The following is a 24,906-nucleotide window of genomic DNA, read 5'->3' as shown; positions in this document are numbered from 1 at the left end:
TGTTCCAACTTCTTCTCAATAGATCACAGTAGGAACCGTCCCAGCCGCTCCAGCAGAGGTTTGACAGGGCCAAGGTCAACCGCTCCACTGCCCGCGGCCCGCTCGCCGGCGGCTGGCAGCAGTGCCCGGTACGCGCGCTGGACGGCGGCCCGGTGCCCAGACTCCAGGCCAGCTAACCCGATCAAAAACCATGCCACCTCCATGAGTAGATCGAGCGGCGGATCCGGGCAGGAGCCCAACGCAGACAGCGCCTCAGCCGTGTGCCCGGTGCGGACCAGCAGCAGAGGCCGCACCCACGGCTCGTACGGACCAAAAGCCTCATCCGGCAATTCGCCACCGGTCCGGACAGCGGCGGTTAGGGCAGCAAGTTCTGCCAGCCCGCTCCTGAACCCGGGCATTTCACTGCCAGCAGGAGGAGGCGGACCGTCGGCAAAGGTCCAGCGGAACCATGCGGTGAACACCGACGCCAGGGCGCGGTCGTGGCGGGCAGCCAGCTGGTCTATGGCAGCTGCCTGCGCGGACGCAGCAGCAATGTCATCCAGGGCGCACAACGCCTGCATACGGATCAAGCGGCCTTCAATCTCGAAGGTGGGCAGCTCCGCCGCCACCGCAAGGGCGATGATTTCACCACCCAGCGTGTCGCGTACTTTGGCCAGGCCCGCCGTCGAAAATGTCTGTAAATAGCGGGCGCTCAACGCAAGGCACAACAGGGCCGGATCGTGGAGCCGGCGGGCAATGGTCTCCGCCTCGGCAGCCTCGGCCAGCCTGTCCGCCGTGCCACGCGACTCCATGGCCACCGTTGCCAGCAGCCGCGCCCGCACCCGCTCCGAAGACCCCGCCGGTAGCGCTGCCAAGGTGCGCTCGCCGGCCGCAACAATAGCCGCCGACACTTCCGGATCATCGGGCCGGGTCCAGCAACTGGGAACATCAAACCCCGTGATGACACGCGCCGTCAGCTCCGGATCGCCCAGCTGCTCGGCGGCCTCGATCGCAGAGCGGCGTTGCTGCGCGGCAAAGTGAACCGAGCCGGACACGGCCAGCAGCGGTATCAGCGCCGCAACCCCCTCCAGCCCCGAACGGGTCCCGGCACCCGCAGCCCCGGTGACGGTGCGCAGCAAAAGTGAGTGACCGGCGTCGTCCGTGTCCAACGCGGGGTCCTGACGATGGATGCGCAGCTCAAGGTCTGCCAGTTCTGCGCCGGGATGGAGCCCCAGGCTGCCTTGAAGAACGCTGCGGGCCCGGACCAGCACGTCGAGAGCCTCTCCACGGCGCGCCGCACGGTAGTGCGCCAACGCGAGCAACCGCCAGCCCTCCTCCCGCCACGGATGTTCGTCGGTGTGGGAAGCGAGAAGTTCGACGGCGTCTTCCGGACGTCCCAGCGCAAGGCGCGCTGCGGCCAGTTGCTCAAGGATGTTGGCCCGCAGCCCGGCAATCCGAGTGCACTCACCCCGGGCCCAGCCACGGTCGGTGAACTCCTCGAACGCGGCGCCGTGCCATTCCTGCAGCGCCGTGGCCAGCACGAATTCCCGGGTAGCCGCAGCCATCCCGCCCGCAGCCTTGATGGCCGTTTCCGCACGCCGCAAGTCAACCGCGTCGGGTTCCAGACGGAGCAAATACCCGCCGCCTGTGGTGAGCAGAACGGCAGGGGGAGTGTGGGGTGGGCGCTGTGGTTCCAAGATGCGGCGCAGCTCGCCAATGAAGGTTCGCACAGCTCCAACAGCGCCGGCCGGTGGCTCCTCCCATAGGTCTTCCACGAGTTGCTGGGTAGACACTGTTCGGCCACGGGCAGTGATCAGTATGCCAAGAATCTCCCGATGCCGCGCTTTCGAGAGGCGCACCGCGATTCCATTCACGTCCGCACCAATGGCCCCGAGGACGCGGATCCGAAGCTGGCTCATCCGTCCAGTCTAGTGGGCCGTGGCCGGGCTGATCGGGCGCTGATCCGTCCATGGGATTCTCAAGATGGTGCTGCGCCGGAACCGCCGGTGCGGGACGTGGCCGCTATGGCTGAACTCAACAGCAAGGGAAATACATGGATCTGGAACTCACAGGCAAGAAGGCGTTCATCAGTGGATCGAGCCAGGGGATCGGTTACGCGATTGCGAAGGCACTGGCTCGGGAGGGTGCAGCGGTAGTGCTCAACGGCCGGGATCCGGAAAAGCTAGCAGAATCGGTCCGGAGCCTAGAACTCGAGGTGCCCGGAGCTTTGGTTTCCGGGGCGGCTACCGATTTTGCCGACCCCGCTCAGGTAGCACAGCTGTGTCAGGAACTGGGTAGTGTGGACATCCTAGTGAACAACGTGGGCCTCTTTGAGCTGAAACCTTTCACTGACATTTCCGACGACGACTGGCAGCTCTACTTCGAGGTCAACGTGCTCAGCGGAGTGCGGCTGGCTCGGCACGTGATGCCAGCGATGCTGAACCGCGGCTGGGGCAGAATCATCTTTGTGAGCAGCGAATCTGGCGTGAACGTGCCGGCGGACATGATTCATTACGGTGCTACAAAGGCAGCGATGTTGGCCCTGGGAAACGGGCTTGCAAAGCTCACCCGTGGCACGGCAGTCACAGTGAATTCCGTGCTGGGCGGGCCTACCTATTCCGATGGCGTGGCGGAGACGGTGGAGTCGTTGGCTCAGCAGCAGGGGATTACCGCCGATGCTCTGAAGGCTGCGATCATGGCCGGGACGCCCACCTCACTGCTGGAGCGGTTCATAGCACCTGCGGAGATCGCGAACATGGCAGCATTCCTTGCCAGCCCCAAGGCTTCGGCGACGAATGGCGCCGTCGTGCGCGCGGACGGCGGGGTGCTGACGGGGTTGCTATGAGAGTGGCGGGCAGCGTCACTAGATGGTGTGCTCAGTCACCGCTTTGGGGGCGTTCGTCCTCGAACCTGAACCTGAGCCTGAAGCCGAACCCGTAGTCCGGAACGCATCTGTCACCCATTGTGGAACTCCTCCAGCATGGCTTGCATGTCCGGGTACGGCGTTGCGGCGGGAACCGGTGTGACGTCGCGCAGGGCGCCAACCACGTTGACGGCGGCATCCACGGAAACGCGGTAAGGAAGAGAATCTGAGTTGACGCGGCGGACGCCGAGCCGCTCCAGTTCGGCCACCGTCAGGGTTGCGTGCGCAAGGACGTTCAACGGCAGCTCGATTCCTGCGGCGATGCGTCGGATGTCGTCTGCGGCGGACACACCCGGGACGAAGATCCCGTCCGCGCCGGCATCGGTGTAGGTTTGGGCCCGGAGCCCCACTGCATCCACCGTGGCCTCCTCGGCAAACCAGTAGTTGTCCACCCGGGCGTTGACAAACACGTTAGGGGAGCCGCGCTTTACCGCCGCAATCTTTGCCGCTGAGAGCGCCGGGTTCACCAAATGCCCGTCCGTACTGTCCTCCAAGTTCACCCCGGCCACGCCGAGTGCTGACAGCTTGGCCACGAATCGAGCAACTTCCTCGGGGTCGTCGGAGTAGCCGTTTTCAATGTCGGCGCTGACATGTACCGGAATCCTGCCCAACCCCGATACCAAGGCGAGCGTTGCCGCTTTGCTGGCGTGCCCGCCGTCGGGCATTCCAGCGCTGGCGCGCACCCGTCCCCGCCTGCGTCAACAAGATCCGCGCCCGCCTCCCCTAAATGCGCCCGGTCTACCGGGCGCGGAATGGGGGAGCGGTAGCGGATGTTTCAGGGCGGCCAGGTTCCGGGCCGCGGGGGAGTGAGGCGCAGCCAGGCTGGCCGCATTTAGGCCAGGGACAGGAACAGTTTCTCCAGCTTTCCGCTGTCCAGGTCCTGACTTTCCCCTGAGGCGAGGCATTCCTTCAGGCTGCCCGCGACCAGTCCGAATCCTGCCCGATCCAGGGCCTTTCGCGACAGCGGCCATCTGCATCACTATGTCTTCGCAGTCGCGCCCTTCCTCAAACATCTTAATGACGCCCGCCAGCCGGCCCTTGGCACGGCGGGACGGTTGATGATGGGCTTTGAGTCTTCCCCTGACAGCTGCTTGGCACTCCTTGGTTCTTTCAGGTGGACTTGACATAATACCCTAGGGGGTATGTAAAGTATGAGTTGGAGATACCCACAGGGGTATCTAGGAATGAGGAGAAACCGCATGTGCCGCGCCGTGAACTGCAAGAGCTGCAACAAGACCACCTGGGCCGGCTGCGGCAACCACGTTGATGAGGTGATGCGCCATATCCCCAAAGCGGAGCGCTGCTCCTGTGACCGCAATGCGCCCAAATCTGCGGCACCGAAATCTGCGGCCCCCAAGGCCAGCTCCGGCGGCTGGTTCAGCAGGCTGTTTGGCGGAAAGTAGGACGGTCGTTGAGCCGCAACCGCGAGCACGCCGAAAGCTAGTCGCTAACCTCGTCCGTTTCTGCGGAGTTGTGCCGTACGGCCAGGACCTCCTCATGGATCCGTTCCATCTTGACGTCCAGGTTGTTGGCCACCCGGGCAGCGTCCTGGAGTTCCTGCAGCAGGGCCGCGGGAATTTCCTCGTCGAACTTGTAATAAATTTTGTGTTCAAGGCTTGCCCAGAAGTCCATGGCGATGGTGCGGATCTGGATCTCCACGCTCACCGTCTCGACGGAGGCGGATAGGAAGACCGGGACGGACACAATCAGGTGCAGGCTCTTGTACCCATTTGCTTTAGGGGAGGCAATGTAGTCCTTCACCCGCAAGACGGTCACGTCCCGCTGGGAGGAAATCATCTCCGCCACACGGTAGACGTCGGAGATGAAGCTGCACGTGATGCGAATGCCCGCAATGTCGTGGATGTCCCCGCTGATAGCAGCGAACGAGGGCTCCATCCCATCGCGGCTGATCTTTGCCAAAATGCTCTCAGGCGTCTTCAGCCGTGAACTGACGTGCTCAATGGGGCTGTAGTCATGCAGATGCTCAAATTCAGACTTCAGGATGTTGATTTTTGTCATCATCTCGTCAATGCCGAATTGGTAGGAGAGCATGAACCGGGCAATGCCGGTGCGGAACATCTTGAGGGTCTCGAGCGGCAATTCGTGGCGGGCTGGCATTGCTGATGGTTTCCTTCTGGTGCGGTGGAGCGGGCCCTGAGCCTCTCGATTCTAGCTCGCGACTCTGGCAGCCCCCTGTCAGGGATGCGCTCGATTCCCCGCCACGGCCGCCTGCGACTGTCCCTAGGACCAATTCGGCAGTTTGAGCCATTCTGAGGCCTGTGCGCGGAACGTCTCCTGTGCCAGTTGGGCTGCGCCGGCTGGCAGGGTGCCCAGGAAGTTCACTCCCAGCCCCTGCAGCGAATCCAGATTGCTCACTTCCACGTACGACGGCGCCGCGGGCCACGCACCAATCACCAATGCGGGCGCAGCCACACCCCTGTGGTGCAGGGCTTCCAACGTGAGCCCCGTATGGTTCAACGTCCCCAAGGCGCTGCGGCACACCACCACGAACGCCGTCCGGATGGTGAGCGCGTCAGATCCCTGGGCTGCAGCACGCTCAACAACTCTCTGGTCAACCAGGGCAGCCAGTTCGGCAATGGTATTGCCCTGTCCGTCCAGGGTCACAAGCAGTCCGCCAGCCCCTTCAACGAGGACATGGTCGTGGCTTGCCGCCAGCTCGAGGATGCGTGCGGCATGGTCGGCCAGGGAGGGAAGGTCCCGGTTTTCACGCAGTGCAGCCGCATCCGGGGCCATGGGATACCTCAGCCGAATGCCCTCGTGGACGTTTTTCACGCCGCTGAGCCGGGCCACCTCGGCCATGTCTGCGGGGTCGTCGCAGGAGACACCCGTCTGCGTCGGCTTGTACACGGCCACAGTGTCACCGTCCGCTGTCAGCGCTGCGGCGAGTGCCGCCGTCGTTATTGTCTTTCCCACGTCCGTGTCGGTGCCGGTGACATAGCTGATGGTGGATTCGCTCATGGGGTTCCTTTCCGGATACCTATAAATAGGCGTGATTTAGTGAGGTTGAGTGGCGTGCACCGTCAGCGGTGCCTGGAATGAGAGCAACCGCAGCCACTGCGGCGGATCTCCCGCGGGCATGAGGCCGGGCAGGGCTCGGGCCGTTTCCTCCACCACCAGTGCGGTTTCCAGCTCGGCCAGTTTGGCGCCCAGACAGCGGTGCAGGCCGTACCCGAACGCCAACGAGAACGCCGAAGCAGCCGCGTTCTCAGGGTGTTGGCCTGTCAGCTCCAGCAGGATCTCGGCCCCGGACGGGATGGCGGTGCCCTGTAGTTCGGTGTCATGCAGGGCAGCCCGCCGCCACGTGTGGACGGAGGATTCCGTGGCCAACACGGCCTTGATATGGGCGCGGGCGGCCTCCGGGTCCGCGAGCGATGCCCACCCTCCCGCTACTTGCCCGAGTTCCAGCCCGCGGTAAAGCGCCGTATTGATCAGTAACGAGGTGGTTTCCTGGCCCGCAATGACGAGGAAATAGCCCAGCGAACAGACTTGAGCGCTCGTGAGCCCGGCTGCATCCAAAACACCAAACAGCGATGCCGTGCCCTTGGCTGCCGCAACTTCCTGGCGCAGCCACACATAGAACTCGGCCGCACTGTGGGCCAGTTCCACCTGCCGCTCGGGATCGGGCCAGCCCCAGAACAGCTCCAGGGAGTCCCTGCTCCAGCGGTTCAACAGGTCCAAGTCCGGGGTGGGTTGGTCCGTCAGCTCGGCCATGACCAAGGGTGGAATGTGCCGGCCCACGGCATCGCCCAGATCCAGCGGACCGTGCGCAAGTTCAAGCTTCGCGGCAGCCAGGCGCTGCTGCGAGAGTTCGCGCACGCGCGGCTCGATCGCCGCCACCTTGGCCGGGGTGAAAAATTTCCCCACCATGGTGCGCACGGCGCGGTGCTGGGCGCCTGTGGCGGAGGCCAATACGGGTGGCAGCGCAAAACGCGCCTTGCTGAGAATGCGCAGGGTGGCAGGAGCCAGCGGCACCACCGACGTCAGCGCATTCGTAGGCGCGAAGTCGTCCGTGCGGGCCATGACCTCCTTGACCTGGGCGGGCTCGCCAATGACTAAATAACTCATGCCGGATTACTCGCTTTTCCGTGGTTGATGCTTGCCATGGCACTGCTTTCAGTGACACTGTTTTCGGCGGCATTGTTGGCCGCAGCCAGGACCCGGGTCAGGGCAGTGATGCCGGTGTCGAGCTCCTGGGCCGTGAGGTTGGCGCGGGCCGTGAGCCTGAGCCGGGACACACCGTCGGGCACGCTGGGCGGACGGAAACAGCCCACCGACACCCCCTCCAACCGCAGCTCCGTGGTGATTTCGGCAGCCAGTGCCGCGGACCCAACAGGGACCGACTGCACGGCTCCGGCTGACGGGGCCACCCCGCAACGCCGCGCCAAAACCTCTGCATTGCGCAGCAGTGCGGCGGCCAGCCCGGGCTCCTCCCGGACAATGGCGGCAGCACGTGCGCCCGCAGCAGCTGCCGCAGGTGCCAACGCGGTATCAAAAATGAACGTCCGGGCCGTGTTCACCAGATGCTCGCGCAACAGGGCCGATCCCAGCACGGCCCCGCCCTGGGAGCCGAGTGCCTTGGATAAGGTGGCAGTCGCGGCAACATGGCCCGCCCCGGCCAACCCCGCCGCAGCAACAGCCCCCCGCCCGCCGCCGGCAACACCAATCCCGTGCGCCTCATCCACCAAAAGCAGGGCGTCGTACGTGGCGCACAGCGCGGCAGCGGCCGCAAGATCTGCCGCGTCCCCCAAGACTGAATAAATGGATTCAAGCACGACGACGGCCCTCGGCTGGGTGCGCCCGGCCAGTGCGGCGGCAATCGCGTTCAGGTCATTGTGGGGCACCTCCACCGCGGGGGAGCGGGAGAGCTTGATCCCGTCACGCAGGGAAGCGTGGACGTGGGCGTCAAAGATCATCAGGGTTCCCGGGCCACCCAACGCCGCGAGCACGCCCAGGTTGGCGGTGTAGCCGCTGGAAAATGCCAGTGCCGAGTCATGGCCCGTGAGCAGGCACAATTGCTCCTCGAGGTACTGGTGAGCCTGATTGGTGCCGCACACCACGCGGGAAGCCCGGGCCCCGGCGCCGTGGTCGTGCAGTGCCTGGGTGGACGCCTCAATGACGCGCGCATCGGCGGAGAGGCCCAGATAATCGTTGGAGGCTAGGTCAATGACTGTGCCCTGCGGTGTTGCGCTGCGCTGCAGCCCGCGGCGTTCCCGGACCTCGGCGCGAGAGTGGAGCCAGGCGTCCATGGCAGTTTGTGGGCCGGCTGTTGGTGCTGCGGTAGGTGGTGCACCCGGCATTAGCCGTGCACCTGGGACGCTGCGGCGCAGATGCCTGCGCCAATGGTGGCCACGTCGTGGGGCGTGCTGATGAACGGCGGCATGGTGTAAATGAGGTTCCGGAACGGCCTGACCCACACACCATGGTCCAGGGCAGCCGCTGTCACAGCCGGCACATCCACGGGAACATGCAGTTCCACTACGCCCACGGCACCCAAGACCCGCACCTCGCGCACAGATTCCAGCTCCATGGCCGGTGCCAGTGCTTGTTCCAGACTCTGCTGAATTCCAGCAACTTGCTGCTGCCAGGTCCCTCCCGCCAACAGGTCCATGGATGCTGACGCAACAGCACACGCGAGGGGGTTGGCCATGAACGTGGGCCCGTGCAGCAGCGCCCGCAGTGGTGATTCGGTGACCACGGCGGCCACGCGTGCCGAACACAACATGGCAGCCAGGCTCAGGTAGCCCCCTGTCAGAGCCTTGCCCACGCACATGATGTCCGGGGCAGCATCTGCCCATTGGGAGGCAAACAGCTTCCCGGTCCGGCCAAAGCCGGTGGCAATTTCATCAACAATCAACAGCAGCCCGTGCTCATTCGCCACGCGGCGTGCGGCCGTCAGAGCCTCCGGGGCATAGAAGAACATGCCTCCGGCCCCCTGAACCACTGGCTCAACAATGATGGCTGCCAGCTCGTTGCTATGGCTGCGCACCGTCTCCTCGAGTACGGCAATCCACCGGGACACGGACTCCGCATCGGAGACGAGCGTTCCGTTGACAAGGTGTGCTGCGGGCGGGCGGGGCAGAAACAGTTGCTGCGCAATATTGGCCGGAAACGCGGAATGCATGCCATCCACGGGATCGCACACGCCCATGGCGGCAAAGGTGTCACCGTGGTAACCGCCACGCAGGGCCAGGAAGCGGTTGCGGCCGGGCCGGCCGCGCCCCAACTGGTGCTGTCCCAGTTGGTATTGCACGGCCAGTTTCAGCGCCACTTCCACCGAAACGGAGCCGGAATCGGCAAAGAACACATGGTCCAGACCTGTCATCTCTGTCAGCTGTTCGGCGAGCCGGACGGCAGGTTCGTGGGTCAGCCCGCCAAACATGACGTGGCTAAACCGTCCACTCTGCTCCACCAGGGCCGAATCGAGCGTTGGGTTCCGGTAGCCGTGGATGGCCGACCACCACGAACTCATGGCATCCACTGCCTCAAAGCTGCGGCCATCTGCACCCGTGAGGCTCAGCGTGGTGCCGTTTGCCGCATGTACCGCGTACGGCGGGTGCCCGTCAAGTGGCGCATAGGGGTGCCACAACAAGCCGCGGTCGCGCTCAATCAGGGAGGCCTCAGGCATTGGGCGCCAGCGCGGTGCCTGCTCCCCGGCGGCGGATGGTGGGATTGGCGCCGGAGGAGGTCTCGGCGTCGTGCGTGCCGTGGCAACCGCAACCACCGGAAGACTGGCTCCCGCACCCCTGCTGGGTGGCGGCTTCCGGACTGCCCAGGACCACGAAGCCGTTGTCCGCGATCATGTCCAGATCGGCCTGCCCGGCCTGGCCCTCGCTGGTGAGGTAGTCACCCAGGAACAGCGAGTTGGCCACATGGAGGGCGAGCGGCTGGAGCGTGCGCAGGTGCATTTCGCGACCGCCAGCCATGCGTAGCTCAGTGCTGGGGCAGGCGAAGCGGACAAGGGCCAGAACGCGCATGCAGGCTGCGGGTCTCAGGAGCCAGGTGCCTTCCAGCGGGGTGCCGTCAAAGGGCATGAGGAAGTTGACGGGGATGGAGTCGCTGCCCAGCTCGCGGAGGGCGAAGACGGCATCAATGAGATCCTCGTGGCTTTCCCCCATGCCTACGATGATGCCGGAGCAGGGGGAGAGGCCAGCGGCCTTGGCATGCTCCACCGTTTGTACGCGGTCGGAGAATTCATGGGTGGAGCAAATCTTTGCGTACATGGATTCGCTGGTGTTCAGGTTGTGGTTGTAGGCGTCTACTCCGGCCGCCTTCAAGCGTCCGGCCTGGCCGTCCTTGAGAATGCCCAAGCACGCGCAGACCTCCACGTCCGGGTGCTGGTCCTTGAGTTCTGTGACCATCCCGGCCACACGGTCCACGTCACGGTCGGTGGGGCCCTTGCCGCTGGCCACCATACACACCCGGGAGGCGCCGGCACGAATTCCGGTGGCGGCTTGGGCCACGGCGTCTTCCGGCTTCAACCACGTGTATTTGAGGATTTGCGCAGCCGAGCCCAGCCGCTGGGAACAGTACGTGCAGTCCTCCGGGCATAGGCCGGATTTCAAGTTTACGAGGTAGTTGACCTTGACCGTGTTGCTGAAATGGGTCCGGCGCAGCCGTGCAGCAGCAGCCACCACTTCCAGCAGTTGCTCGTCGGTGGATTCGAGGATGGCAAGGGCCTCACGGCGGGTCAAGGTGGCGCCGCTCAGCTGGCGGGTGGCTAGGTCATCAAAGTAATTGAACACCGTTCAAGTTTGTGTGTTGAGGGTGCCCCTGTCAATTGAGGCGCTCGCAGCTGGGGTGCGAATGAGGATAGGCGAGGGGCATGGGGGAAGATGGGACGGGTGCCGTTGGGGTATCCGGGCACTCTTGATAAGGACACTCATTCCATGGCGTTGACACGCGAGCAGATAGTAGCGGCGGCCATGGGAATTCTGCGCGAATACGGGCTGGCCGACCTCTCCATGCGCCGCTTGGCGCGCGATCTCCAGGTGCAGCCGGGAGCCTTGTACTGGCATATCAAAAACAAGCAGGAACTGCTGACCGTGCTGGCCGGAATGATCCTGGACACGGTTGGTGAGCCGGCGTCTCTGCGGGAGCTGGCCATGGCTATTCGTACAGCGCTATTATCGGTGCGTGACGGCGCTGAAGTGGTGGCATTGGCTCAGGTGCTGGTGCCACACGCCGATTCGCCGCTGCTTGCGGTGCGTACCTTGATGACCGGGCAGGGAATGTCTGCCCCTGCAGATCAGTGGGCTGCCGAGGCGCTCATTCACTACATTATTGGTGCCGTTACGCAGGAACAGACCCGGGCGGGGCTTGTCCGCGCGGGCCTTCTGGAAGAACCGGACCACGACGCCGACGCGGCCTTTGACTTTGGCCTGAGGATTTTCCTGGCGGGGCTCAAGATCTCAGGCGAGTAAATCTGCCTGACGTTGCCCGGTTGCCCGGCTGGAACTGTTGGCCCTGTTGGATGGCCTGTGTGCTGTGCGCGGCGTGCCTAAGCTCGCCCAGCACGCAGAGGCGGACCGGAAGTACTATTTGGGCCAAATCATCTAGAGGACTCCTCGTCAAAGAGAGCTAAGTGTTGAGCGTGATAGTTCGAGGCCAGGTTGCCTGTGGGCGGACCGATAATATGTGATCGATAACAATGGATGAATGTTACCCACCTGTTTCTTTTGTTCCAGTACAAGGCACGCATAACTTGATGTCAAGGGATGTCTCTTGATGGGCGCCGTGTGACTCGATGTGTCACTGGATGTACTCCAAATGTGTTGAGCGTGTCCACTGCGGAGTGGTTTGTGAAAAAGTGACTATCCTTACGCTGTGGCCTGGTTTAACCGACGGGGTCAATCTCGCCGTCTTTCGCCCTCAAAGACTGGGGCGAGGCGGCCAGATCCTGCTACATTGGCGTCATGAAAATGCGCCGATACAGTGAAGTGGATGTCTTCTCCGAAGAGGCGTATCGGGGCAATGCGTTAGCGGTTGTTCACGATGCCGATGGTTTGAGCGCCGAGGCTATGCAGCGCTTCGCCACTTGGACAAATCTGTCCGAAACAACGTTTATTCTCGCCCCAAGCGTTCCGCAGGCCGACTACCGGGTGAGGATCTTCTCAGCCAGGGAAGAGCTTCCCTTTGCCGGCCATCCAACGCTTGGATCCGCCAAAGCATGGCTGGAGGCCGGCGGATCACCACGGAGTGGCGGCATGCTAATGCAGGAATGTGCAGCAGGGTTGATCCCCGTCCGAGTCGCGGATGGTCAAATCGCTTTTGAGGCGCCGCCGCTCACTCGGTACGGGCCCGTAGATGAGATGCTCGTTCACCGAGTAGCAACGATCCTAGGTATCTCCAGGGGCAAAATCATTGATGCTTCGTGGCTGGTCAATGGCCCCCAGTGGATTGGTGTCCGCTTGTCCTCGGCGCGGGAAGTTCTTGGTCTACGGCCCGATCCGGGGAAGGCTGGTGATCTTGAGATAGGAGTGGTGGGCCCGTACGGACCCGGGGAAGAATCCCAGTTCGAAGTACGTGCCTTCATCGGAGGAGATCCCGTATGGGAGGACCCCGTGACAGGAAGCGTCAATGCTGGCCTGGCCCGCTGGATGATCGACACCGGGGCAGCAGCCGACCATTACGTTGCGTCGCAGGGAACGGTACTGGGGCGCCAGGGCCGAGTGCGTGTGAGCCTCAATGACGGGGCAATCTGGGTTGGTGGCCATGTCACGAGCTGCGTTGAGGGAAGCGTCAGGCTGTAGCTGGCTATGGGGTGAGGTCCCGGAACGGTAATGACCGTTCGCCAGAGAATTCAACCCTGCTCCGTACAACCGCAGAACCGTAGAACCGTAGAACCACAGAACCGCAGGTCAACGGCTGCACCTTTCTGGGAGAAAATGGCTCTACCTTCAGATATTTCATTTTTCACTAGCCCCGTTGAGGTTCAGCGCAATGATTCTGTCGTCGCCCTGTCCCGGATTGCCTCGGCCGTCGGTATTGTTGGTCAGCAGCCACAGGGAACCGTCCGGGGCCAGGGCGCTGTCCCGGATGCGTCCATACTTACCGGTAAACCAATCCTTGGCCGTTGTGGGATCAGTAGCGGGGATCCTGCGCAGCACCTCCCCGCGTAAATTGGCAACGTACAGTGCGCCGTTGGCGTAGGCGATGCCGCTGGGGCTCGCCTCCTCGGGGCGCCACTGCTGCACTGGATCGGTGAACGCTTCAGTCCTGGCGATTCCTTCCACTGTGGGCCAGCCATAATTGTTCCCTGCCGTGATGATATTGAGCTCATCCCACGTGTTTTGGCCGAATTCTGTGGCGAATAACGTCCCATCCTCTGTCCACGCCAGGCCCTGCGGGTTGCGGTGCCCGTAGCTGTACACGTAGGAGCCGGGAAAGGGATTATCTGGAGGCACACCGCCGTCGGGGCTCATCCGCAGGATCTTGCCGCCCAGCGAGTGAAGATTCTGGGCCAGTGAGCGTTGGCCGGCGTCCCCAGTAGTTGCATAAAGGAGCCCATCCGGACCAAAGGCGAGGCGGCCGCCGTTGTGATTCCCGGCTGCTGGGATCCCCTCGAGGAGGCTCTGCGGCGCGCCCAGTGCCAGCGACCCTGCCGTGCCTGTAACCGCGAAGCGTTGGATGCGGTTGCCTCCCGCGCCCGTGGAGTATGCGTATAAGCGGTTCTGGGAATCAACCGTCAAACCGAGCAAGCCACCCTCGCCCCCGTGCAGCACTCCAGGGACAGTGCCGATGGTGCGTGGTGTGCCGTCGGCGGAGAGTTCCATAATACGTCCGCTGTCCCGTTCGCTGACCAGAGCGGCGCCGTCCAGAAACGTAATGGACCAGGGTGCTTCCAGTCCTGACGCCACCTGTGAAACACGGCCCCAAGGTGCGGGCTGGGTGGCCGTGGGCTGTATAGGCGTGGACTGTGTGGGCGTGGACTGTGTGGGCGTGGACTGGGCCGAGGCGGACCGCGTGGGAGTAGGTGGTTCGCTGGCGCAGGAGGCCATCAGCAGGCAGGAAATCAGTGCGGCCATGATGGCTCGCAGGGCACGCATCCAGCTCATGGTGGACTCCTCATAGTGGTCTGTCCCGTGTTTTGCCCACACTATCTGACCCACCAGCAGGCAATTGCCTGTGGGACGCACCCGACGGCGCAGGACGGGCCCGCCCTGCGCAGGTGAGCGTGCGGCGGTAGGTTCGCAGACGGCGTCGCCCGCGGGTAAATAGCGCTGTAAATAAGGCGGGCAAATAACGCGAGCAAAAGCCCTTCCGCGCCCACTAGCTGGTGTTACTATGTAGTGGTAGTCAATACTACTTAGTAGCAAGGGGATGTTGCCTGTGGGCAAGCAAATGACCGAGATGCTCAAGGGAACGCTCGAGGGGATTGTTTTAGCCACGCTCGCCGTGAAACCCGCCTACGGGTATGACATGACGGCGAGGTTACGTGAGCAAGGCTTTACGGATATTGCCGAGGGAACCGTCTACGCGCTCTTGGTGAGAATTGAAAAAAACGGCCTGGTTGAGGTCGAAAAGGTGCCCTCCGAGAAAGGGCCGCCACGCAAGGTGTACGCCTTGAACGCTCAGGGGCGGGACTACCTGGCGGAATTTTGGAAAACCTGGAGCTTCCTCTCGCAGCGGCTCGAGACGCTCCACCATGGAAGGAATGAAGCATGAGCTGGATTGAAAAAGTTACCGGACCGCTCGAGCAAAAGAAGGCGTACCGGGACTACAAGGCGCGGGTGAAGGCTCTGCCCGGCGGGTATCGCCAGGCGGCGGCCGCACTGGAGCGCTACCTTATGTTCATGGGGCCCAGCAATGACGGAAAATCTCTCATCGCAATGCTGGATGACCTGGTTGAGCTGCTTGAACAGAGCGCGGCGGCCGGTACCCCCGTCCGCGATGTGCTCGGGGCCAATCCTGTGGAGTTCGCGGAGCTATTTATGGACAACTACGGTGGCGGCAGCTGGATCAGGAAGGAGCGGGCCCGGCTGAGTACATCGATCGAGCGGGCGGTGGCGCAGGGGCAGGAGCCATGAACGCCCCGGCCCCCATGATCCACGTGCGGGCATGCACAAGTCTTACAAGAGCGCGAAGGGGTTGCGCGGTGTCAACCGTGAGGTTGCCACAGGCAGCATTCTCGCCCTGCTTGGCGCCAACGGTGCCGGCAAAACCACTCTCATCAAGATCCTTGCCACCCTGTTGAAGCCCGACGCCGGAGCTGGCGCCGTCAATGGCTTTTCCGTCACCACCGCGCCGGCCCAGGTACACGAGTCAATCAGGTACACGAGTCAATTAGCCTCACCGGCCAGTTCGCGCCGTGGATGAGATCCACTCGGGCCTTGACCCGCAGGCACGCCTGGAAGTGTGGGCGGCTGTGAAGGAACTTGCTGTCCAAGGGGCCCCCGTGCTGCTTGGCCGTTCCCTGCGGCACATCACCCGCTGCCCGGACACCATCATCACCACCACTGTGATGCCGGTCGCCTCTGGTGGGGCCTACACCGCTTACCGGCTCTTCCATGACTTAAAGGGTGGCATCTTTGGGCGTTTCCAATCCATGCCGATTGCCCGCCCATCCGTCCTGTGGGCGCACGTCACGACGTCCTTGGTGGCCAACCTGGTCTCCGTTATTGTGGTGGTGGTCGTGGCCCTGATCATGGGCTTTAGATCAGGAGCCAGCGTATTGGCCTGGCTGGCTATTACCGGGATTCTGGTGTTATTTACCTTGGCTCTGACGTGGCTGGCCGTCTTTGCCGGACTGTCCGCAACAACAGTTGATGGTGCCAGCGCTTTTTCCTATCCGCTGATGTTTCTGCCCTTCATCAGCTCGGCGTTTGTGCCCGCTGCGTCCATGACTGGAGCGGTCCAGTGGTTCGCGGAGCATCGGCTTGTCACCTCCATTGTTAGAGCGATCCGGGAACTGCTGGCGCAGGCACCGGTGGGTGGCACCATCTGGGTTGCGCTTGCTTGGTGCGTGGGCATCCTGATGGTGGCGTACACCTTTGCCTTGGTGGCCTACCGCAGGAAGTTTCTTTAAGGCCGCGGCTGGCGTTCTAGCTCCTCTGCAGCCGCGGTGATGCGCTTGGACATGGAAGAAAAGATCTGGCCGTGAAAGGGGAGAATGGCCAGCCAGTACAGGCGCCCGGCGAGGCCGTGGGGGAAGAACACAGCGCGCTGGATGTAGTGGCTTCCGGTACCAGCAGGTTCCACCGAGAATTCCAGCCAAGCACGCCCCGGGGCTCGCATTTCGGCGCGCAGGCGCAAGAGCTGGTTGGGGACTATCTCCTCAACCCGCCACCAATCCACAGCGTCGCCAAGGGCCAGATTCTCGCGGCTACGCCGGCCACGGCGCAACCCGACTCCGCCCATTAATTTATCCATGATGCCGCGCAGTGCCCATGCGCTCGGTAGGGAGTAATAGCCAGTTTCCCCGCCGATGCCTTGAATGACCTTGAAAACGCTGGCGGGGCTGGCCTTCGTTTCGCGTTTGCGCACGTCAGTCAGGACAGTATGCCCCGTCCATTGAGGATCTGAGGGCAATGGATCCGCAGGAGCTTCCAACGCGTGGGCTGTGACCCAAGTGGTCTCCACGGTGTCCTCCCGCAACTTGGTCAGCGCCAACTCCACCGCCTGTGAATAGTCCATCAGCCCGCCTTCCGGGCGGTCAATAATAGTGTCAATGTCACGGTTCTCCATGACACAGTCATGCTGCAAGGATTCGACCAGCGGAATGGCCAAGGATCGCGGAATGGGGGTTACCAAGTTCACCCATTGTGCGGCCAGCCACGGCGTCAGGACTGGCAACGGGACTATCTGGGGACGCCGAATATGGGCAGCATCAGCATAAAGGCGCATGAGATCTCCATAGCTATGCGCCTCCGGGCCGCCAATATCGAATCGCCCAAAAACCTCAGGCGGGAGTGCAGCGGCTTTGGTCAGGTAGTGCAGGGCGTCCCGGACCGCGATGGGCTGGACTCGGTTGAGTACCCATTTGGGGGCGGGCATTACAGGAAGCACGTCTGTGAGGTGCCGGACCATTTCAAAACTAGCCGAACCGGAACCGATGATTAGCCCTGCCTGTAATGTCAGGGTAGGGATGGAGCTAGATTCTAGAATCTCGCCCACCTTGACCCTGGAGCTCAGGTGCCTGCTCAGCGGACCCTGTGGGTGCAGGCCGGAAAGGTAAATCAGCCGCTTGAGCCCTTTTTCCTTCGCTGCGGCTGCTACGACCTTCGCGCAGCGTTCCTCGACCGGGCCAAAATCTTGGCTTCCGCTCATGGAATGCGCCAGATAGTACAGAACCTCCGTACCATCACAGAGTTCTTCCACCGCGTGCGGATCTGCCAGATCACCGACAACCACTTTGACCTGATTACTCCACGGCACGTCCCGTAGGGCATTGGCCCGTCGCGTCAATACACGCACATCATGACCTTGTTGGAGCAGAATGGGAATCAGACGCCCGCCAATGTATCCCGTGGCGCCCGTGACAGCAATGTTACTCATAAGGTTCACCTACTCGACAGTTGTTAGTTACTTACCCCATAATGTATCTAGATAGGAGAGCAATCAACCCATCGAGGTAAAAAATGTCAGAAACTTTCCAAGATCCCGCCAAAGAGGGCGCATCACGGCTGCTACATGAGGTTCTTCTCTTTAATGATTCGCTGAAGCACTCCTTGTGCCGCGAGCTCGAAATCAACGAAACAGATTTTGACGCGCTGCAACACCTCACCTTTGGAACGCCGCTGACACCGAGCGAGTTGGCCGCAAAACTGCGGGTATCCACTGCAGCCACCACCGCACTGATTGACAGGCTCAGCGCCCGCGGCAGGGTTGTTCGCACACCCAACCCCGCAGACCGAAGAAGTATCTTGATTCGTCCCAGTACCGGCACAGTGGAACTGGTAGTGGCTGCCATGCGTCCGCTTTTTGACGCTTCCAGTGAATCAATGAACAACATCTCCGCTCATGAGCAGCAGATAGTGACAAGCTATCTAGAACACGTACTGGCAGCAATTCATGGCCGCATTGACACCTTGGCAGCGGCCGCGACGGCGAAAAGGGGAACACAATTATGAGCTTGTCGACCTGGACCACCACCACCACGCCGCAGCCAGCTGGTTTTAGCACCGAGCAGGAAGCGGCCTTTGACGCTAGTGTGCGCGGAGAACTTTCCCAGATAGTGCAAAACTACACAACAGACGCCGCACAGTATTCGCCGGCAACAGAAGTTTTATGGTCACGGATTGGTGGATCGCTGCACGGCGGCAAACTGACCCGTCCCCGCCTAGTAAAACTTGGCCATGACGCCTTTGCGCGAGAAGGGTCTGCAGCGTTGCGCGGGAGCAGGCCAAGCAATGACCGGATCGTCAGTATGGGTTGCGCTTTTGAACTGCTGCACACCTCGTTGCTCCTTCATGACGATGTGATTGATAGGGACTTCACGCGCAGAGGGCGTCCCACCCTTTCCGCCCTGTACCGTGATGATGCCCTCCACACCGGCGAGAGCTTGATTGATGCCGAACATGCAGGTCACAGTGCCGCAATCATCGCCGGAGACTTGCTGCTCTCTGCCTCCATTTCACTGGCGCTGCGCGCCGGCGGCTCCCATCCGCACGCGGCAGCCTTGGAGAGTTCCTTTCAGCGGGCCATCCATCACGCAGGCGCTGGGGAGCTGGAGGACCTGCTGTATTCGCTGGGCCGAACCCCCGCAAAGGTTCGGGACGTGTTGCTCATGGAGGAGCTCAAAACGGCCTCGTATTCCTTCAAATTCCCACTGCACACAGGTGCGTTGTTGGCCGGTGCGAGCATGGAGGCGGCTGAGGCACTGGCTAGTATTGGCGGCCAGCTCGGGGTGGCGTATCAGCTGATCGATGACGTTTTGGGAACTTTTGGGGACCCAGCCCGGACCGGAAAGTCAATAGACTCCGACTTGCGTGAGGGGAAAAGTACCATCTTGACCGCGCTCGTAGCCCAACAGCCCGAATTCGGGGCGAGCCTGAGCATGCTGCGCGCCCACACGGACTCCGTGGAATCGCTTCGTTCGGTTTTGGAAGCTGCGGATGTGGAAGCCCAGGCGCGGGCTCTTGCTCAAGACTTGTGTGAGAAGGCGATCGTGTCTGCACAGCAAATGCGGTTACCGGAACACGTGAGCGAACAATTCCAGGACTTCGCGCTACTCATTTTGAACAGGGGGGCCTAAATCATGAGTCATGACACAACAGAGCATTCATCGGCAAAAACAGGTCCGCGCACAGAACGTCTGACGCCGTTGGAGCTGTACTCAGCCACAGCAAGACGCAGCGCCGGGGTGGTCATCAGTGCCTACTCAACATCCTTTTCGCTGGCTTGCCGGATGCTGGGGCAGGCGTCACGGACACATATTGCCAACGTCTATGCCTTGGTGAGACTTGTTGATGAAGTGGTGGATGGCGTGGCCAGGGAAGCCGGGCTGAGCGTTGCCGCCACGGAGGAAGCGCTGGACCGGCTGGAAGCGGAGACTGAGGCGGCTCTGCTTAGCGGATACAGCACCAACATGATTGTGCACGCTTTTGCGTGCACAGCAAGGCAGTGCGGCATTGATTCCACCTTGACGCGCCCATTTTTTGCCTCGATGCGCAAGGATTTGACTGTCTCTGACCATGATGAGGCTTCACTTGATACCTACATCTACGGATCCGCCGAAGTGGTGGGGCTGATGTGTTTGAAGGTTTTCCTCTCCTCTCCCACGGCAAACGCTGGCCAGAACGCCGAAGTGGAAGCTGCCGCTAGACGGCTCGGAGCTGCCTTTCAAAAGGTCAACTTCCTGCGTGACCTGGCCTCGGATACAAGCGAACTGGGCCGCAGCTATTTCCCCGGGCTGGACCCTCAAGACTTCTCTGAAGAACACAAAGATCAACTGGTGGCTGAAATCCGTGCGGACCTCAACGCCGCAGCACAGGGGATACCCCTTTTGCCGTTACGTGCAGCTGTGGCAGTGTCCGTGGCTCATGGGTTGTTCAGTGAGCTCAACACTCAGCTGGACCGCACCAGCGCAGCAGAGCTGCTGGGGCGGCGTGTGTCAGTAGCGCCATTGCACAAAGCAGCCATCGCGGTTCGGGCGCTGTCCGCGCAGACACTGACACGGCTGCGCCGATGAGCCAGAACAAACAAGGAGCACAGAGCACGGTGAAGACCAACAAGAAAAAGACTCCTGCGGCGGGGCCACAGCAGGTGGTGGTGATCGGGGGAGGCTTTTCCGGGCTGGCCACCGCGGGCCTATTGGCGGCCTCGGGCCACAAGGTCACCTTGTTAGAGCAACAAAAGCACCTAGGTGGACGTGCCGGGCGCCTGCACCGAGACGGGTTCAGTTTTGACACCGGCCCCTCTTGGTATCTGATGCCGGAGGTCATTGAACACTGGTTTGAGCTGATGGGCAGTTCTACGCAGGAAGCCTTGGACCTGGTGGCGCTGGACCCCGGTTACAGAGTGTGGTTTGCCGGAGAGTCCGGGCCCGTGGACCTTTCCACTGGAGAGCACGCCGACGCCGTCTTTGAAGGCTTGGCGCCCGGGGGCGGTGCAGCACTGAGCCAATACCGTGAACAGGCCAAGGAAAGCTACAACCTTGCCCTGCAACATTTCCTCTACGACGATTTCTCTTCCATTAAATCCTTCATCAACCCCCAGACGTTGAAGCTGCTGCCACAACTTGCGCCGCTTCTGGGCACCTCCTTGGAGAAGCATGTAGCCAAGCGGTTCACCGACGGTAGGCTCCGCCAGATCTTGGGGTATCCGGCAGTTTTTCTAGGATCCAGCCCGCAGCGAACCCCCGCCCTGTATCACTTGATGAGTCATCTGGACCTCACCCAAGGTGTTGGGTACCCCATGGGAGGCTTTGCCGCCCTGGTTGATGCTATGGAGCAGATCTGTCTTCAAGCGGGTGTGGAGATCATCACCGAGGCTCAGGTTGAAGGCATAGATGTTGCTACCACGGGCAAACCCCAGGTCCAGGCTGTGCGGTGGATCAATACCGCCAGGTCCGGGATAAAGCACAATGTTCAAGAAGCTGACGTTGTCGTGGGCGCAGCCGATCTGCACCATATCGAAGCGGACTTGCTGCAACCGGAATTCCGTGCACATTCGCAAGCCTCGTGGAAACGCCGGGACCCCGGCCCCAGCGCCGTGCTGCTGTGCTTAGGTATTAAGGGGAAAATTCCACAGTTAGATCACCACAATCTTTTCTTCACCAAAGACTGGGAGGAGAATTTTGCGCGGATCCATCAAGGCCGAGACCTCGAACCGGAAACCAGTGTGTACGTCTGCATGCCCAGCCACACTGACCCTTCGGTGGCACCCGCCGGCCACGAGAACCTCTTTGTCCTAGTCCCCGCACCGGCACTGCCCGCGTGGGGAGGCGGCGGACCAGACGGCACGGGCGCCGCGCAAGTGGAGGAAGTAGCAGACGCCGCGATTGATCAGATTGCGTCCTGGGCCGGGATCCCTGACTTGCGCGAACGTATTGTGGTGCGTCAAAGCTACGGACCTGCTGACTTCCTCAACACCGTTAACGCTTGGCAAGGTGGAGCCTTGGGGTTGGCCCACACACTGCGTCAGAGCGCATTTTTTCGGCCAGCAAACCACAACCCCAAGGTTGCTGGCCTGCATTATGCTGGCAGTTCGGTGCGCCCTGGGATTGGTATACCCATGTGCCTAATCAGTGCCGAACTTGTCACCAAACGCATCAACGGGATCAAGAAACCCGGTCCGCTGGAATTTGAGCCCGCCATTCAAAGCGCTGCGAAGAGGCGGGCAGAGCGGTGACGTATTTACTGATTCTGTTGGTACTCATTGTTTGCCTGACGTTACTGGATGCCAGATACCGCCTGTTCCTCTTTTCCCAACCATTGCCGGCAGTGATCTCACTGCTGGGTGGGACCGGCATTTTTCTGCTCTGGGATGTCATCGCCATAGAAAAGGGCATCTTTTTGCACCTTGATTCTCCTCTCATGACGGGGATCATGCTGGGCAATGCGCTACCGATGGAAGAAGCGTTTTTTCTTTTTTTCCTCTGCTACCAGAGCATGTTGGCAGTGCTAGGATTTCTGCGCTGGAGCGGATACCGGAAACTGCTTAAACTAGAACACTCAGATGGTTCCAATGGCCCGGCTCAGTCCCAGCGCGCAGATCAGGGGGAGCTGTGAGTTTTGCCTTGCTTTCGCTGTATTTCTTGGCCGGTTCGGTGTTGTTGCTTTTTATAGCGCTTTGGGTGCGGCGCATCAGTTTGCGCAGTGTAGCGCCAGCGCTGGGCATTGCCTTGCTAGCCCTGGTGTTACTGACGGCTATTTTTGACAATGTCATGATTGGCTCAGGTCTTTTTGCCTATGCTGAAAAGACCCTACTGGGCGTGCGGGTGGGGCTGGCCCCCTTGGAAGACTTCAGCTATCCGGTGAGTGTGGTGTTTTTCGCCCCGGCGCTGTGGTGGCTTGCCGGCGGCCGCCCTCCGGGAGCGCCCGCACCTGCGAGGTCTGTGGAACAGCAGCCGGCGGCCAAGACAACAGCGGCCAAGACAACAAGGAAAGGGCTCTGAATTTTGCTGCGTGAACTCTTCGCCACCTCCCGCCCGGTCTCGTGGGTCAATACCGCTTACCCGTTTGCTGCCGCGTATTTATTGAGCACGGGTGCCATTGACTGGATCTTTGTGGTGGGCACAGTATTTTTCCTCATTCCCTACAACTTGGCCATGTACGGAATCAACGATGTTTTTGACTACGAATCCGATCTGCTCAACCCGCGCAAGGGGGGCGCGGAGGGTGCGTTGGTGGATCCGAGCAAACACCGCAGAATACTCTTTGCGTGCGTTTTAGGGCTGCTTCCCTTCCTTATTGTGTTGGCTGTGGTGGGCTCTTGGCAGGCAAACCTGGTGTTGCTGTTCTCCATGGCGGCGGTGGTGGCCTACAGCGCCCCGCATCTGCGGTTCAAGGAACGCCCCTTTCTTGATTCCGTGACTTCCAGCATCCACTTTGTTTCTCCCATGGTGTATGGGCTAGTTCTAGCGGGAGCTCATTTCAACAGCGAATTGGTTGCCGTGACTGCTGCATTTTTCCTTTGGGGGGTTGCATCCCAGGCCTTCGGCGCGGTTCAAGACATTGTTCCTGACCGGGCGGCCTCGCTAAGTTCCATTGGCACGGTGCTGGGTGCCCGGTTGACTGTGGGGTTTGCGGCTGGCGCCTATGCGGTAGGCGGCATTTTGTTGTTGTTCACTGATTGGCCAGGCCCCTTAGCCGCGGTGTTGGCACTGCCCTACATCTTGAATGTGTTGCCTTATCTGTTTTTACAGGAGCAGGATTCTGGCCGGGCGCATGCTGGCTGGGTACGTTTCTTATGGCTCAACTACATGACCGGTTTCTTCATCACCATGATTCTTATTTGGTACGCCTTTATCCGATGACGCCCACCACCTGCCTGAGAGAAGGAATAGCATCGACATGAGAAAAACTGCTCTGAGCGCCATTAACGTTGTGTGGTTCCGTGACGACCTTCGTCTAGCCGATCACCCCGCACTCAGTGCAGCCATGGCGGATACTCACGTGCCTACCGTGGCAGTGTTCGTTCTTGATGAAGAGTCTGAGGGCATCCGCCCGTTGGGTGCTGGTGCAAAGTGGTGGCTGCACCACAGTCTGGTGGACTTATCCAAGGATCTCGCGGCGCTGAACGTTCCGCTGGTGCTGTTGAAGGGGCCGGCAGCGCCGCTGGTCACTGAGTTGGTTAGCAAGCTGTGTACACTGTTCGGGCTGCCCGCCAACGGGCTGTCCATGCACTGGAACCGCCGGTACGGTGGGGGAGAACGCAGCGTTGATACCGAAATCAAGGCAGCCCTGCGGGAACTTGGCTGTTCCGTCAGTAGCTACTCCGGCACCTTGTTGCACGAACCTTGGGTTGTTAAGACCAAGGAAGAACGGCACTACAAGGTGTTCACACCGTTCTATAACGCGCTGCTTGCCCTCCCGCTGCGCCCCGAACTTCCCGCACCAGAGAGGGCCCAAGAACATCTGGACCTTGATGGGCTTAGGCCGGGAAGCAGCAGCGACGATCTAGAAAGTTGGGAACTGCTGCCCAAGGCTCCGGATTGGTCCCTAGGGCTAGCCAAGGCTTGGACACCGGGTGAGGGTGCCGCCCATGAAAGGCTAGCGCTGGTCTTGGATGAGGTGGCCGCCGGGTACCTCACAGGACGGGACCGGCCCGGCTCTGATGAAACCTCCCGGCTTTCGCCCGCACTGCGCTGGGGGCATCTGAGCCCTGTCCAAGTATGGGAAGCATTGGGCGCCTTGGCCGCGGCGAACCGAGAAGCCGCCGACGGCGCCCGGGCCATCATGCGCCAACTGGCCTGGCGGGACTTTTGCTGGAACCAGCTCTACCACCAGCCGCACTTACACCAACAGAATCTTCGCCCAGAGTTCGACGGCTTTGATTGGTCTTGGCCCACCACGGTGCTGCCCGTACCCGGTAGCGCGGGCGCTTCGATCGGACCATCTGTGAGCGGATCCGGTGAGAGCGAGCCCGGCCAAGCAATCATCGATGAGCTTTACACTGCCTGGTGCCGAGGCGAGAGCGGGTTCCCATTGGTGGATGCCGGCATGCGCCAACTATGGCAGATCGGGTGGATGCATAACCGCGTGCGCATGGTTGTTGCCAGTTTGCTGGTGAAGAATTTGGGTATCCATTGGCGAGCCGGCGAGGCTTGGTTCTGGGACACCCTCGTGGATGCTGATGCGGCATCCAATCCGGCGAACTGGCAGTGGGTAGCTGGGTGTGGTACTGACGCCGCACCCTATTTCAGGGTCTTCAACCCTGTACTGCAAGCCAAAAAATTCGATCCACACGGCCGGTACCAGGCACAGTTTGCCCCGACACTTAGTCACGAGCCTGTTGTAGACCTCAAGGAATCACGTGCAGCTGCGCTTGCAGCCTATGAGCATATGAAGCAAAGCGCTCGAAGCGGTGAGGCGCCGCTCTAG

26 protein-coding genes and 1 pseudogene are annotated in these 24,906 nt (G+C 61.4%); 16 read left to right on the top strand and 11 right to left on the bottom strand.

Annotated elements, in window-relative coordinates; all coding sequences use genetic code 11:
• Positions 1–23 precede the first annotated feature (23 nt).
• Entirely contained in the window at positions 24–1,898 is a 1,875-nt protein-coding gene (locus tag RY113_RS12930; RefSeq protein WP_315914886.1) for a BTAD domain-containing putative transcriptional regulator, read from the bottom strand.
• A 134-nt stretch (positions 1,899–2,032) separates the two neighbouring features.
• Between RY113_RS12930 and RY113_RS12925 the strand changes: the two genes are divergently transcribed.
• Positions 2,033–2,824: an SDR family NAD(P)-dependent oxidoreductase gene (locus tag RY113_RS12925; RefSeq protein ID WP_110107152.1), complete on the top strand. Its 792-nt coding sequence runs from the start codon at positions 2,033–2,035 to the stop codon at positions 2,822–2,824.
• A gap of 110 nt (positions 2,825–2,934) precedes the next feature.
• On the opposite strand, the gene RY113_RS12920 is transcribed toward RY113_RS12925, so the two are convergent.
• Complete coding sequence (locus RY113_RS12920) at positions 2,935–3,585, bottom strand: isocitrate lyase/phosphoenolpyruvate mutase family protein (RefSeq protein WP_315914885.1); 651 nt, start codon at positions 3,583–3,585, stop codon at positions 2,935–2,937.
• A gap of 149 nt (positions 3,586–3,734) precedes the next feature.
• Positions 3,735–3,989, bottom strand: a pseudogene (locus RY113_RS12915) (metal-sensitive transcriptional regulator).
• A gap of 112 nt (positions 3,990–4,101) precedes the next feature.
• On the opposite strand from RY113_RS12915, the gene RY113_RS12910 reads away from it, so the two are divergent.
• Positions 4,102–4,305, top strand: a complete 204-nt coding sequence (locus RY113_RS12910) for a hypothetical protein (RefSeq protein ID WP_315914884.1) — start codon at positions 4,102–4,104, stop codon at positions 4,303–4,305.
• A gap of 37 nt (positions 4,306–4,342) precedes the next feature.
• Here the strand turns inward: RY113_RS12910 and RY113_RS12905 are convergent, their stop codons facing one another.
• The 6 genes from RY113_RS12905 to bioB form a co-directional block, all read right to left on the bottom strand.
• The gene (locus RY113_RS12905) at positions 4,343–5,020 is read right to left on the bottom strand and encodes a GTP pyrophosphokinase family protein (protein WP_315914883.1); all 678 of its coding nucleotides are present in this window, start codon (positions 5,018–5,020) and stop codon (positions 4,343–4,345) included.
• 123 nt (positions 5,021–5,143) lie between these two features.
• Positions 5,144–5,881: a dethiobiotin synthase gene (bioD, locus tag RY113_RS12900; RefSeq protein WP_315914882.1), complete on the bottom strand. Its 738-nt coding sequence runs from the start codon at positions 5,879–5,881 to the stop codon at positions 5,144–5,146.
• A 36-nt stretch (positions 5,882–5,917) separates the two neighbouring features.
• Entirely contained in the window at positions 5,918–6,988 is a 1,071-nt protein-coding gene (locus RY113_RS12895) for a cytochrome P450 (RefSeq protein WP_110107147.1), read from the bottom strand.
• Positions 6,985–8,220 carry an aminotransferase class I/II-fold pyridoxal phosphate-dependent enzyme gene (locus tag RY113_RS12890; RefSeq protein WP_315914881.1) on the bottom strand — a complete coding sequence of 412 codons (1,236 nt, stop codon included), beginning with the start codon at positions 8,218–8,220 and terminating at the stop codon, positions 6,985–6,987. The genes RY113_RS12895 and RY113_RS12890 overlap by 4 nt, the downstream gene beginning before the upstream one ends.
• The gene (locus RY113_RS12885; protein ID WP_315914880.1) at positions 8,220–9,548 is read right to left on the bottom strand and encodes an adenosylmethionine--8-amino-7-oxononanoate transaminase; all 1,329 of its coding nucleotides are present in this window, start codon (positions 9,546–9,548) and stop codon (positions 8,220–8,222) included. The genes RY113_RS12890 and RY113_RS12885 overlap by 1 nt, the downstream gene beginning before the upstream one ends.
• Positions 9,541–10,665, bottom strand: coding sequence for a biotin synthase BioB (bioB, locus tag RY113_RS12880; protein ID WP_315914879.1), 1,125 nt, complete (start codon positions 10,663–10,665; stop codon positions 9,541–9,543). Before bioB ends, RY113_RS12885 begins: the two co-directional genes overlap by 8 nt.
• Before the next feature lie 144 nt (positions 10,666–10,809).
• Between bioB and RY113_RS12875 the strand changes: the two genes are divergently transcribed.
• Both RY113_RS12875 and RY113_RS12870 read left to right on the top strand, forming a co-directional pair.
• Positions 10,810–11,343: a TetR family transcriptional regulator gene (locus tag RY113_RS12875; protein WP_315914878.1), complete on the top strand. Its 534-nt coding sequence runs from the start codon at positions 10,810–10,812 to the stop codon at positions 11,341–11,343.
• A 492-nt stretch (positions 11,344–11,835) separates the two neighbouring features.
• Positions 11,836–12,672 carry a PhzF family phenazine biosynthesis protein gene (locus RY113_RS12870; RefSeq protein ID WP_315914877.1) on the top strand — a complete coding sequence of 279 codons (837 nt, stop codon included), beginning with the start codon at positions 11,836–11,838 and terminating at the stop codon, positions 12,670–12,672.
• Between the two features lie 156 nt (positions 12,673–12,828).
• Here RY113_RS12870 and RY113_RS12865 read toward each other — a convergent pair whose 3' ends face one another.
• Complete coding sequence (locus RY113_RS12865; RefSeq protein WP_315914876.1) at positions 12,829–13,977, bottom strand: PQQ-dependent sugar dehydrogenase; 1,149 nt, start codon at positions 13,975–13,977, stop codon at positions 12,829–12,831.
• A 274-nt stretch (positions 13,978–14,251) separates the two neighbouring features.
• Between RY113_RS12865 and RY113_RS12860 the strand changes: the two genes are divergently transcribed.
• From RY113_RS12860 to RY113_RS12845, 4 genes are read left to right on the top strand one after another with little or no spacing between them, the layout of a single operon-like run.
• Positions 14,252–14,587 carry a PadR family transcriptional regulator gene (locus RY113_RS12860; RefSeq protein ID WP_110107189.1) on the top strand — a complete coding sequence of 112 codons (336 nt, stop codon included), beginning with the start codon at positions 14,252–14,254 and terminating at the stop codon, positions 14,585–14,587.
• Positions 14,584–14,949: a DUF1048 domain-containing protein gene (locus tag RY113_RS12855; protein WP_110107143.1), complete on the top strand. Its 366-nt coding sequence runs from the start codon at positions 14,584–14,586 to the stop codon at positions 14,947–14,949. Before RY113_RS12860 ends, RY113_RS12855 begins: the two co-directional genes overlap by 4 nt.
• Positions 14,950–14,980: 31 nt before the next feature.
• Positions 14,981–15,238, top strand: a complete 258-nt coding sequence (locus RY113_RS12850) for an ATP-binding cassette domain-containing protein (RefSeq protein ID WP_315914875.1) — start codon at positions 14,981–14,983, stop codon at positions 15,236–15,238.
• Between the two features lie 49 nt (positions 15,239–15,287).
• Positions 15,288–15,947 carry an ABC transporter permease gene (locus tag RY113_RS12845; protein WP_315914997.1) on the top strand — a complete coding sequence of 220 codons (660 nt, stop codon included), beginning with the start codon at positions 15,288–15,290 and terminating at the stop codon, positions 15,945–15,947.
• On the opposite strand, the gene RY113_RS12840 is transcribed toward RY113_RS12845, so the two are convergent.
• Entirely contained in the window at positions 15,944–17,416 is a 1,473-nt protein-coding gene (locus RY113_RS12840; RefSeq protein ID WP_315914874.1) for an SDR family oxidoreductase, read from the bottom strand. The two genes, RY113_RS12845 and RY113_RS12840, sit on opposite strands and share 4 nt — an antisense overlap.
• An 83-nt stretch (positions 17,417–17,499) precedes the next feature.
• Here RY113_RS12840 and RY113_RS12835 point away from each other — a divergent pair, with 83 nt between their 5' ends.
• The 8 genes from RY113_RS12835 to RY113_RS12800 are packed head-to-tail and all read left to right on the top strand — an operon-like array spanning position 17,500 to position 24,906.
• Positions 17,500–17,991 (top strand): MarR family winged helix-turn-helix transcriptional regulator, encoded by a 492-nt coding sequence (locus RY113_RS12835; protein ID WP_110107139.1) that lies wholly within the window; start codon positions 17,500–17,502, stop codon positions 17,989–17,991.
• Positions 17,988–19,115 carry a polyprenyl synthetase family protein gene (locus RY113_RS12830; protein WP_110107138.1) on the top strand — a complete coding sequence of 376 codons (1,128 nt, stop codon included), beginning with the start codon at positions 17,988–17,990 and terminating at the stop codon, positions 19,113–19,115. Before RY113_RS12835 ends, RY113_RS12830 begins: the two co-directional genes overlap by 4 nt.
• A 3-nt stretch (positions 19,116–19,118) precedes the next feature.
• Entirely contained in the window at positions 19,119–20,051 is a 933-nt protein-coding gene (locus RY113_RS12825) for a phytoene/squalene synthase family protein (protein ID WP_315914873.1), read from the top strand.
• Positions 20,048–21,712: a phytoene desaturase family protein gene (crtI, locus tag RY113_RS12820; protein ID WP_315914872.1), complete on the top strand. Its 1,665-nt coding sequence runs from the start codon at positions 20,048–20,050 to the stop codon at positions 21,710–21,712. Before RY113_RS12825 ends, crtI begins: the two co-directional genes overlap by 4 nt.
• Entirely contained in the window at positions 21,709–22,092 is a 384-nt protein-coding gene (locus RY113_RS12815; RefSeq protein WP_315914871.1) for a lycopene cyclase domain-containing protein, read from the top strand. The genes crtI and RY113_RS12815 overlap by 4 nt, the downstream gene beginning before the upstream one ends.
• Positions 22,089–22,478 carry a lycopene cyclase domain-containing protein gene (locus tag RY113_RS12810; RefSeq protein WP_315914870.1) on the top strand — a complete coding sequence of 130 codons (390 nt, stop codon included), beginning with the start codon at positions 22,089–22,091 and terminating at the stop codon, positions 22,476–22,478. Before RY113_RS12815 ends, RY113_RS12810 begins: the two co-directional genes overlap by 4 nt.
• A 3-nt stretch (positions 22,479–22,481) precedes the next feature.
• Positions 22,482–23,339, top strand: a complete 858-nt coding sequence (locus RY113_RS12805) for a prenyltransferase (protein WP_315914869.1) — start codon at positions 22,482–22,484, stop codon at positions 23,337–23,339.
• 37 nt (positions 23,340–23,376) lie between these two features.
• Positions 23,377–24,906, top strand: coding sequence for a deoxyribodipyrimidine photo-lyase (locus RY113_RS12800; RefSeq protein WP_315914868.1), 1,530 nt, complete (start codon positions 23,377–23,379; stop codon positions 24,904–24,906).

The sequence above is a fragment of the Arthrobacter sp. lap29 genome, from assembly GCF_032458965.1.
Lineage (GTDB): Bacteria > Actinomycetota > Actinomycetes > Actinomycetales > Micrococcaceae > Specibacter > Specibacter psychrochitiniphilus.
This window is presented reverse-complemented; position numbering and strand designations above follow the sequence as displayed.

What these genes read in the sequence shown, in the direction of transcription:
- RY113_RS12925 (WP_110107152.1), top strand. Translation starts at nt 2,033, where the DNA reads ATGGATCTGGAACTCACAGGCAAGAAGGCGTTCATCAGTGGATCGAGC.
- RY113_RS12855 (WP_110107143.1), top strand. Translation starts at nt 14,584, where the DNA reads ATGAGCTGGATTGAAAAAGTTACCGGACCGCTCGAGCAAAAGAAGGCG.
- RY113_RS12895 (WP_110107147.1), bottom strand. Translation starts at nt 6,988, where the DNA reads ATGAGTTATTTAGTCATTGGCGAGCCCGCCCAGGTCAAGGAGGTCATG.
- RY113_RS12840 (WP_315914874.1), bottom strand. Translation starts at nt 17,416, where the DNA reads ATGAGTAACATTGCTGTCACGGGCGCCACGGGATACATTGGCGGGCGT.
- RY113_RS12870 (WP_315914877.1), top strand. Translation starts at nt 11,836, where the DNA reads ATGAAAATGCGCCGATACAGTGAAGTGGATGTCTTCTCCGAAGAGGCG.
- RY113_RS12865 (WP_315914876.1), bottom strand. Translation starts at nt 13,977, where the DNA reads ATGAGCTGGATGCGTGCCCTGCGAGCCATCATGGCCGCACTGATTTCC.
- RY113_RS12875 (WP_315914878.1), top strand. Translation starts at nt 10,810, where the DNA reads ATGGCGTTGACACGCGAGCAGATAGTAGCGGCGGCCATGGGAATTCTG.
- bioD (WP_315914882.1), bottom strand. Translation starts at nt 5,881, where the DNA reads ATGAGCGAATCCACCATCAGCTATGTCACCGGCACCGACACGGACGTG.
- RY113_RS12905 (WP_315914883.1), bottom strand. Translation starts at nt 5,020, where the DNA reads ATGCCAGCCCGCCACGAATTGCCGCTCGAGACCCTCAAGATGTTCCGC.
- RY113_RS12825 (WP_315914873.1), top strand. Translation starts at nt 19,119, where the DNA reads ATGAGTCATGACACAACAGAGCATTCATCGGCAAAAACAGGTCCGCGC.
- RY113_RS12830 (WP_110107138.1), top strand. Translation starts at nt 17,988, where the DNA reads ATGAGCTTGTCGACCTGGACCACCACCACCACGCCGCAGCCAGCTGGT.
- crtI (WP_315914872.1), top strand. Translation starts at nt 20,048, where the DNA reads ATGAGCCAGAACAAACAAGGAGCACAGAGCACGGTGAAGACCAACAAG.
- RY113_RS12890 (WP_315914881.1), bottom strand. Translation starts at nt 8,220, where the DNA reads ATGCCGGGTGCACCACCTACCGCAGCACCAACAGCCGGCCCACAAACT.
- RY113_RS12930 (WP_315914886.1), bottom strand. Translation starts at nt 1,898, where the DNA reads ATGAGCCAGCTTCGGATCCGCGTCCTCGGGGCCATTGGTGCGGACGTG.
- RY113_RS12885 (WP_315914880.1), bottom strand. Translation starts at nt 9,548, where the DNA reads ATGCCTGAGGCCTCCCTGATTGAGCGCGACCGCGGCTTGTTGTGGCAC.
- RY113_RS12800 (WP_315914868.1), top strand. Translation starts at nt 23,377, where the DNA reads ATGAGAAAAACTGCTCTGAGCGCCATTAACGTTGTGTGGTTCCGTGAC.
- RY113_RS12850 (WP_315914875.1), top strand. Translation starts at nt 14,981, where the DNA reads ATGCACAAGTCTTACAAGAGCGCGAAGGGGTTGCGCGGTGTCAACCGT.
- RY113_RS12910 (WP_315914884.1), top strand. Translation starts at nt 4,102, where the DNA reads ATGTGCCGCGCCGTGAACTGCAAGAGCTGCAACAAGACCACCTGGGCC.
- RY113_RS12835 (WP_110107139.1), top strand. Translation starts at nt 17,500, where the DNA reads ATGTCAGAAACTTTCCAAGATCCCGCCAAAGAGGGCGCATCACGGCTG.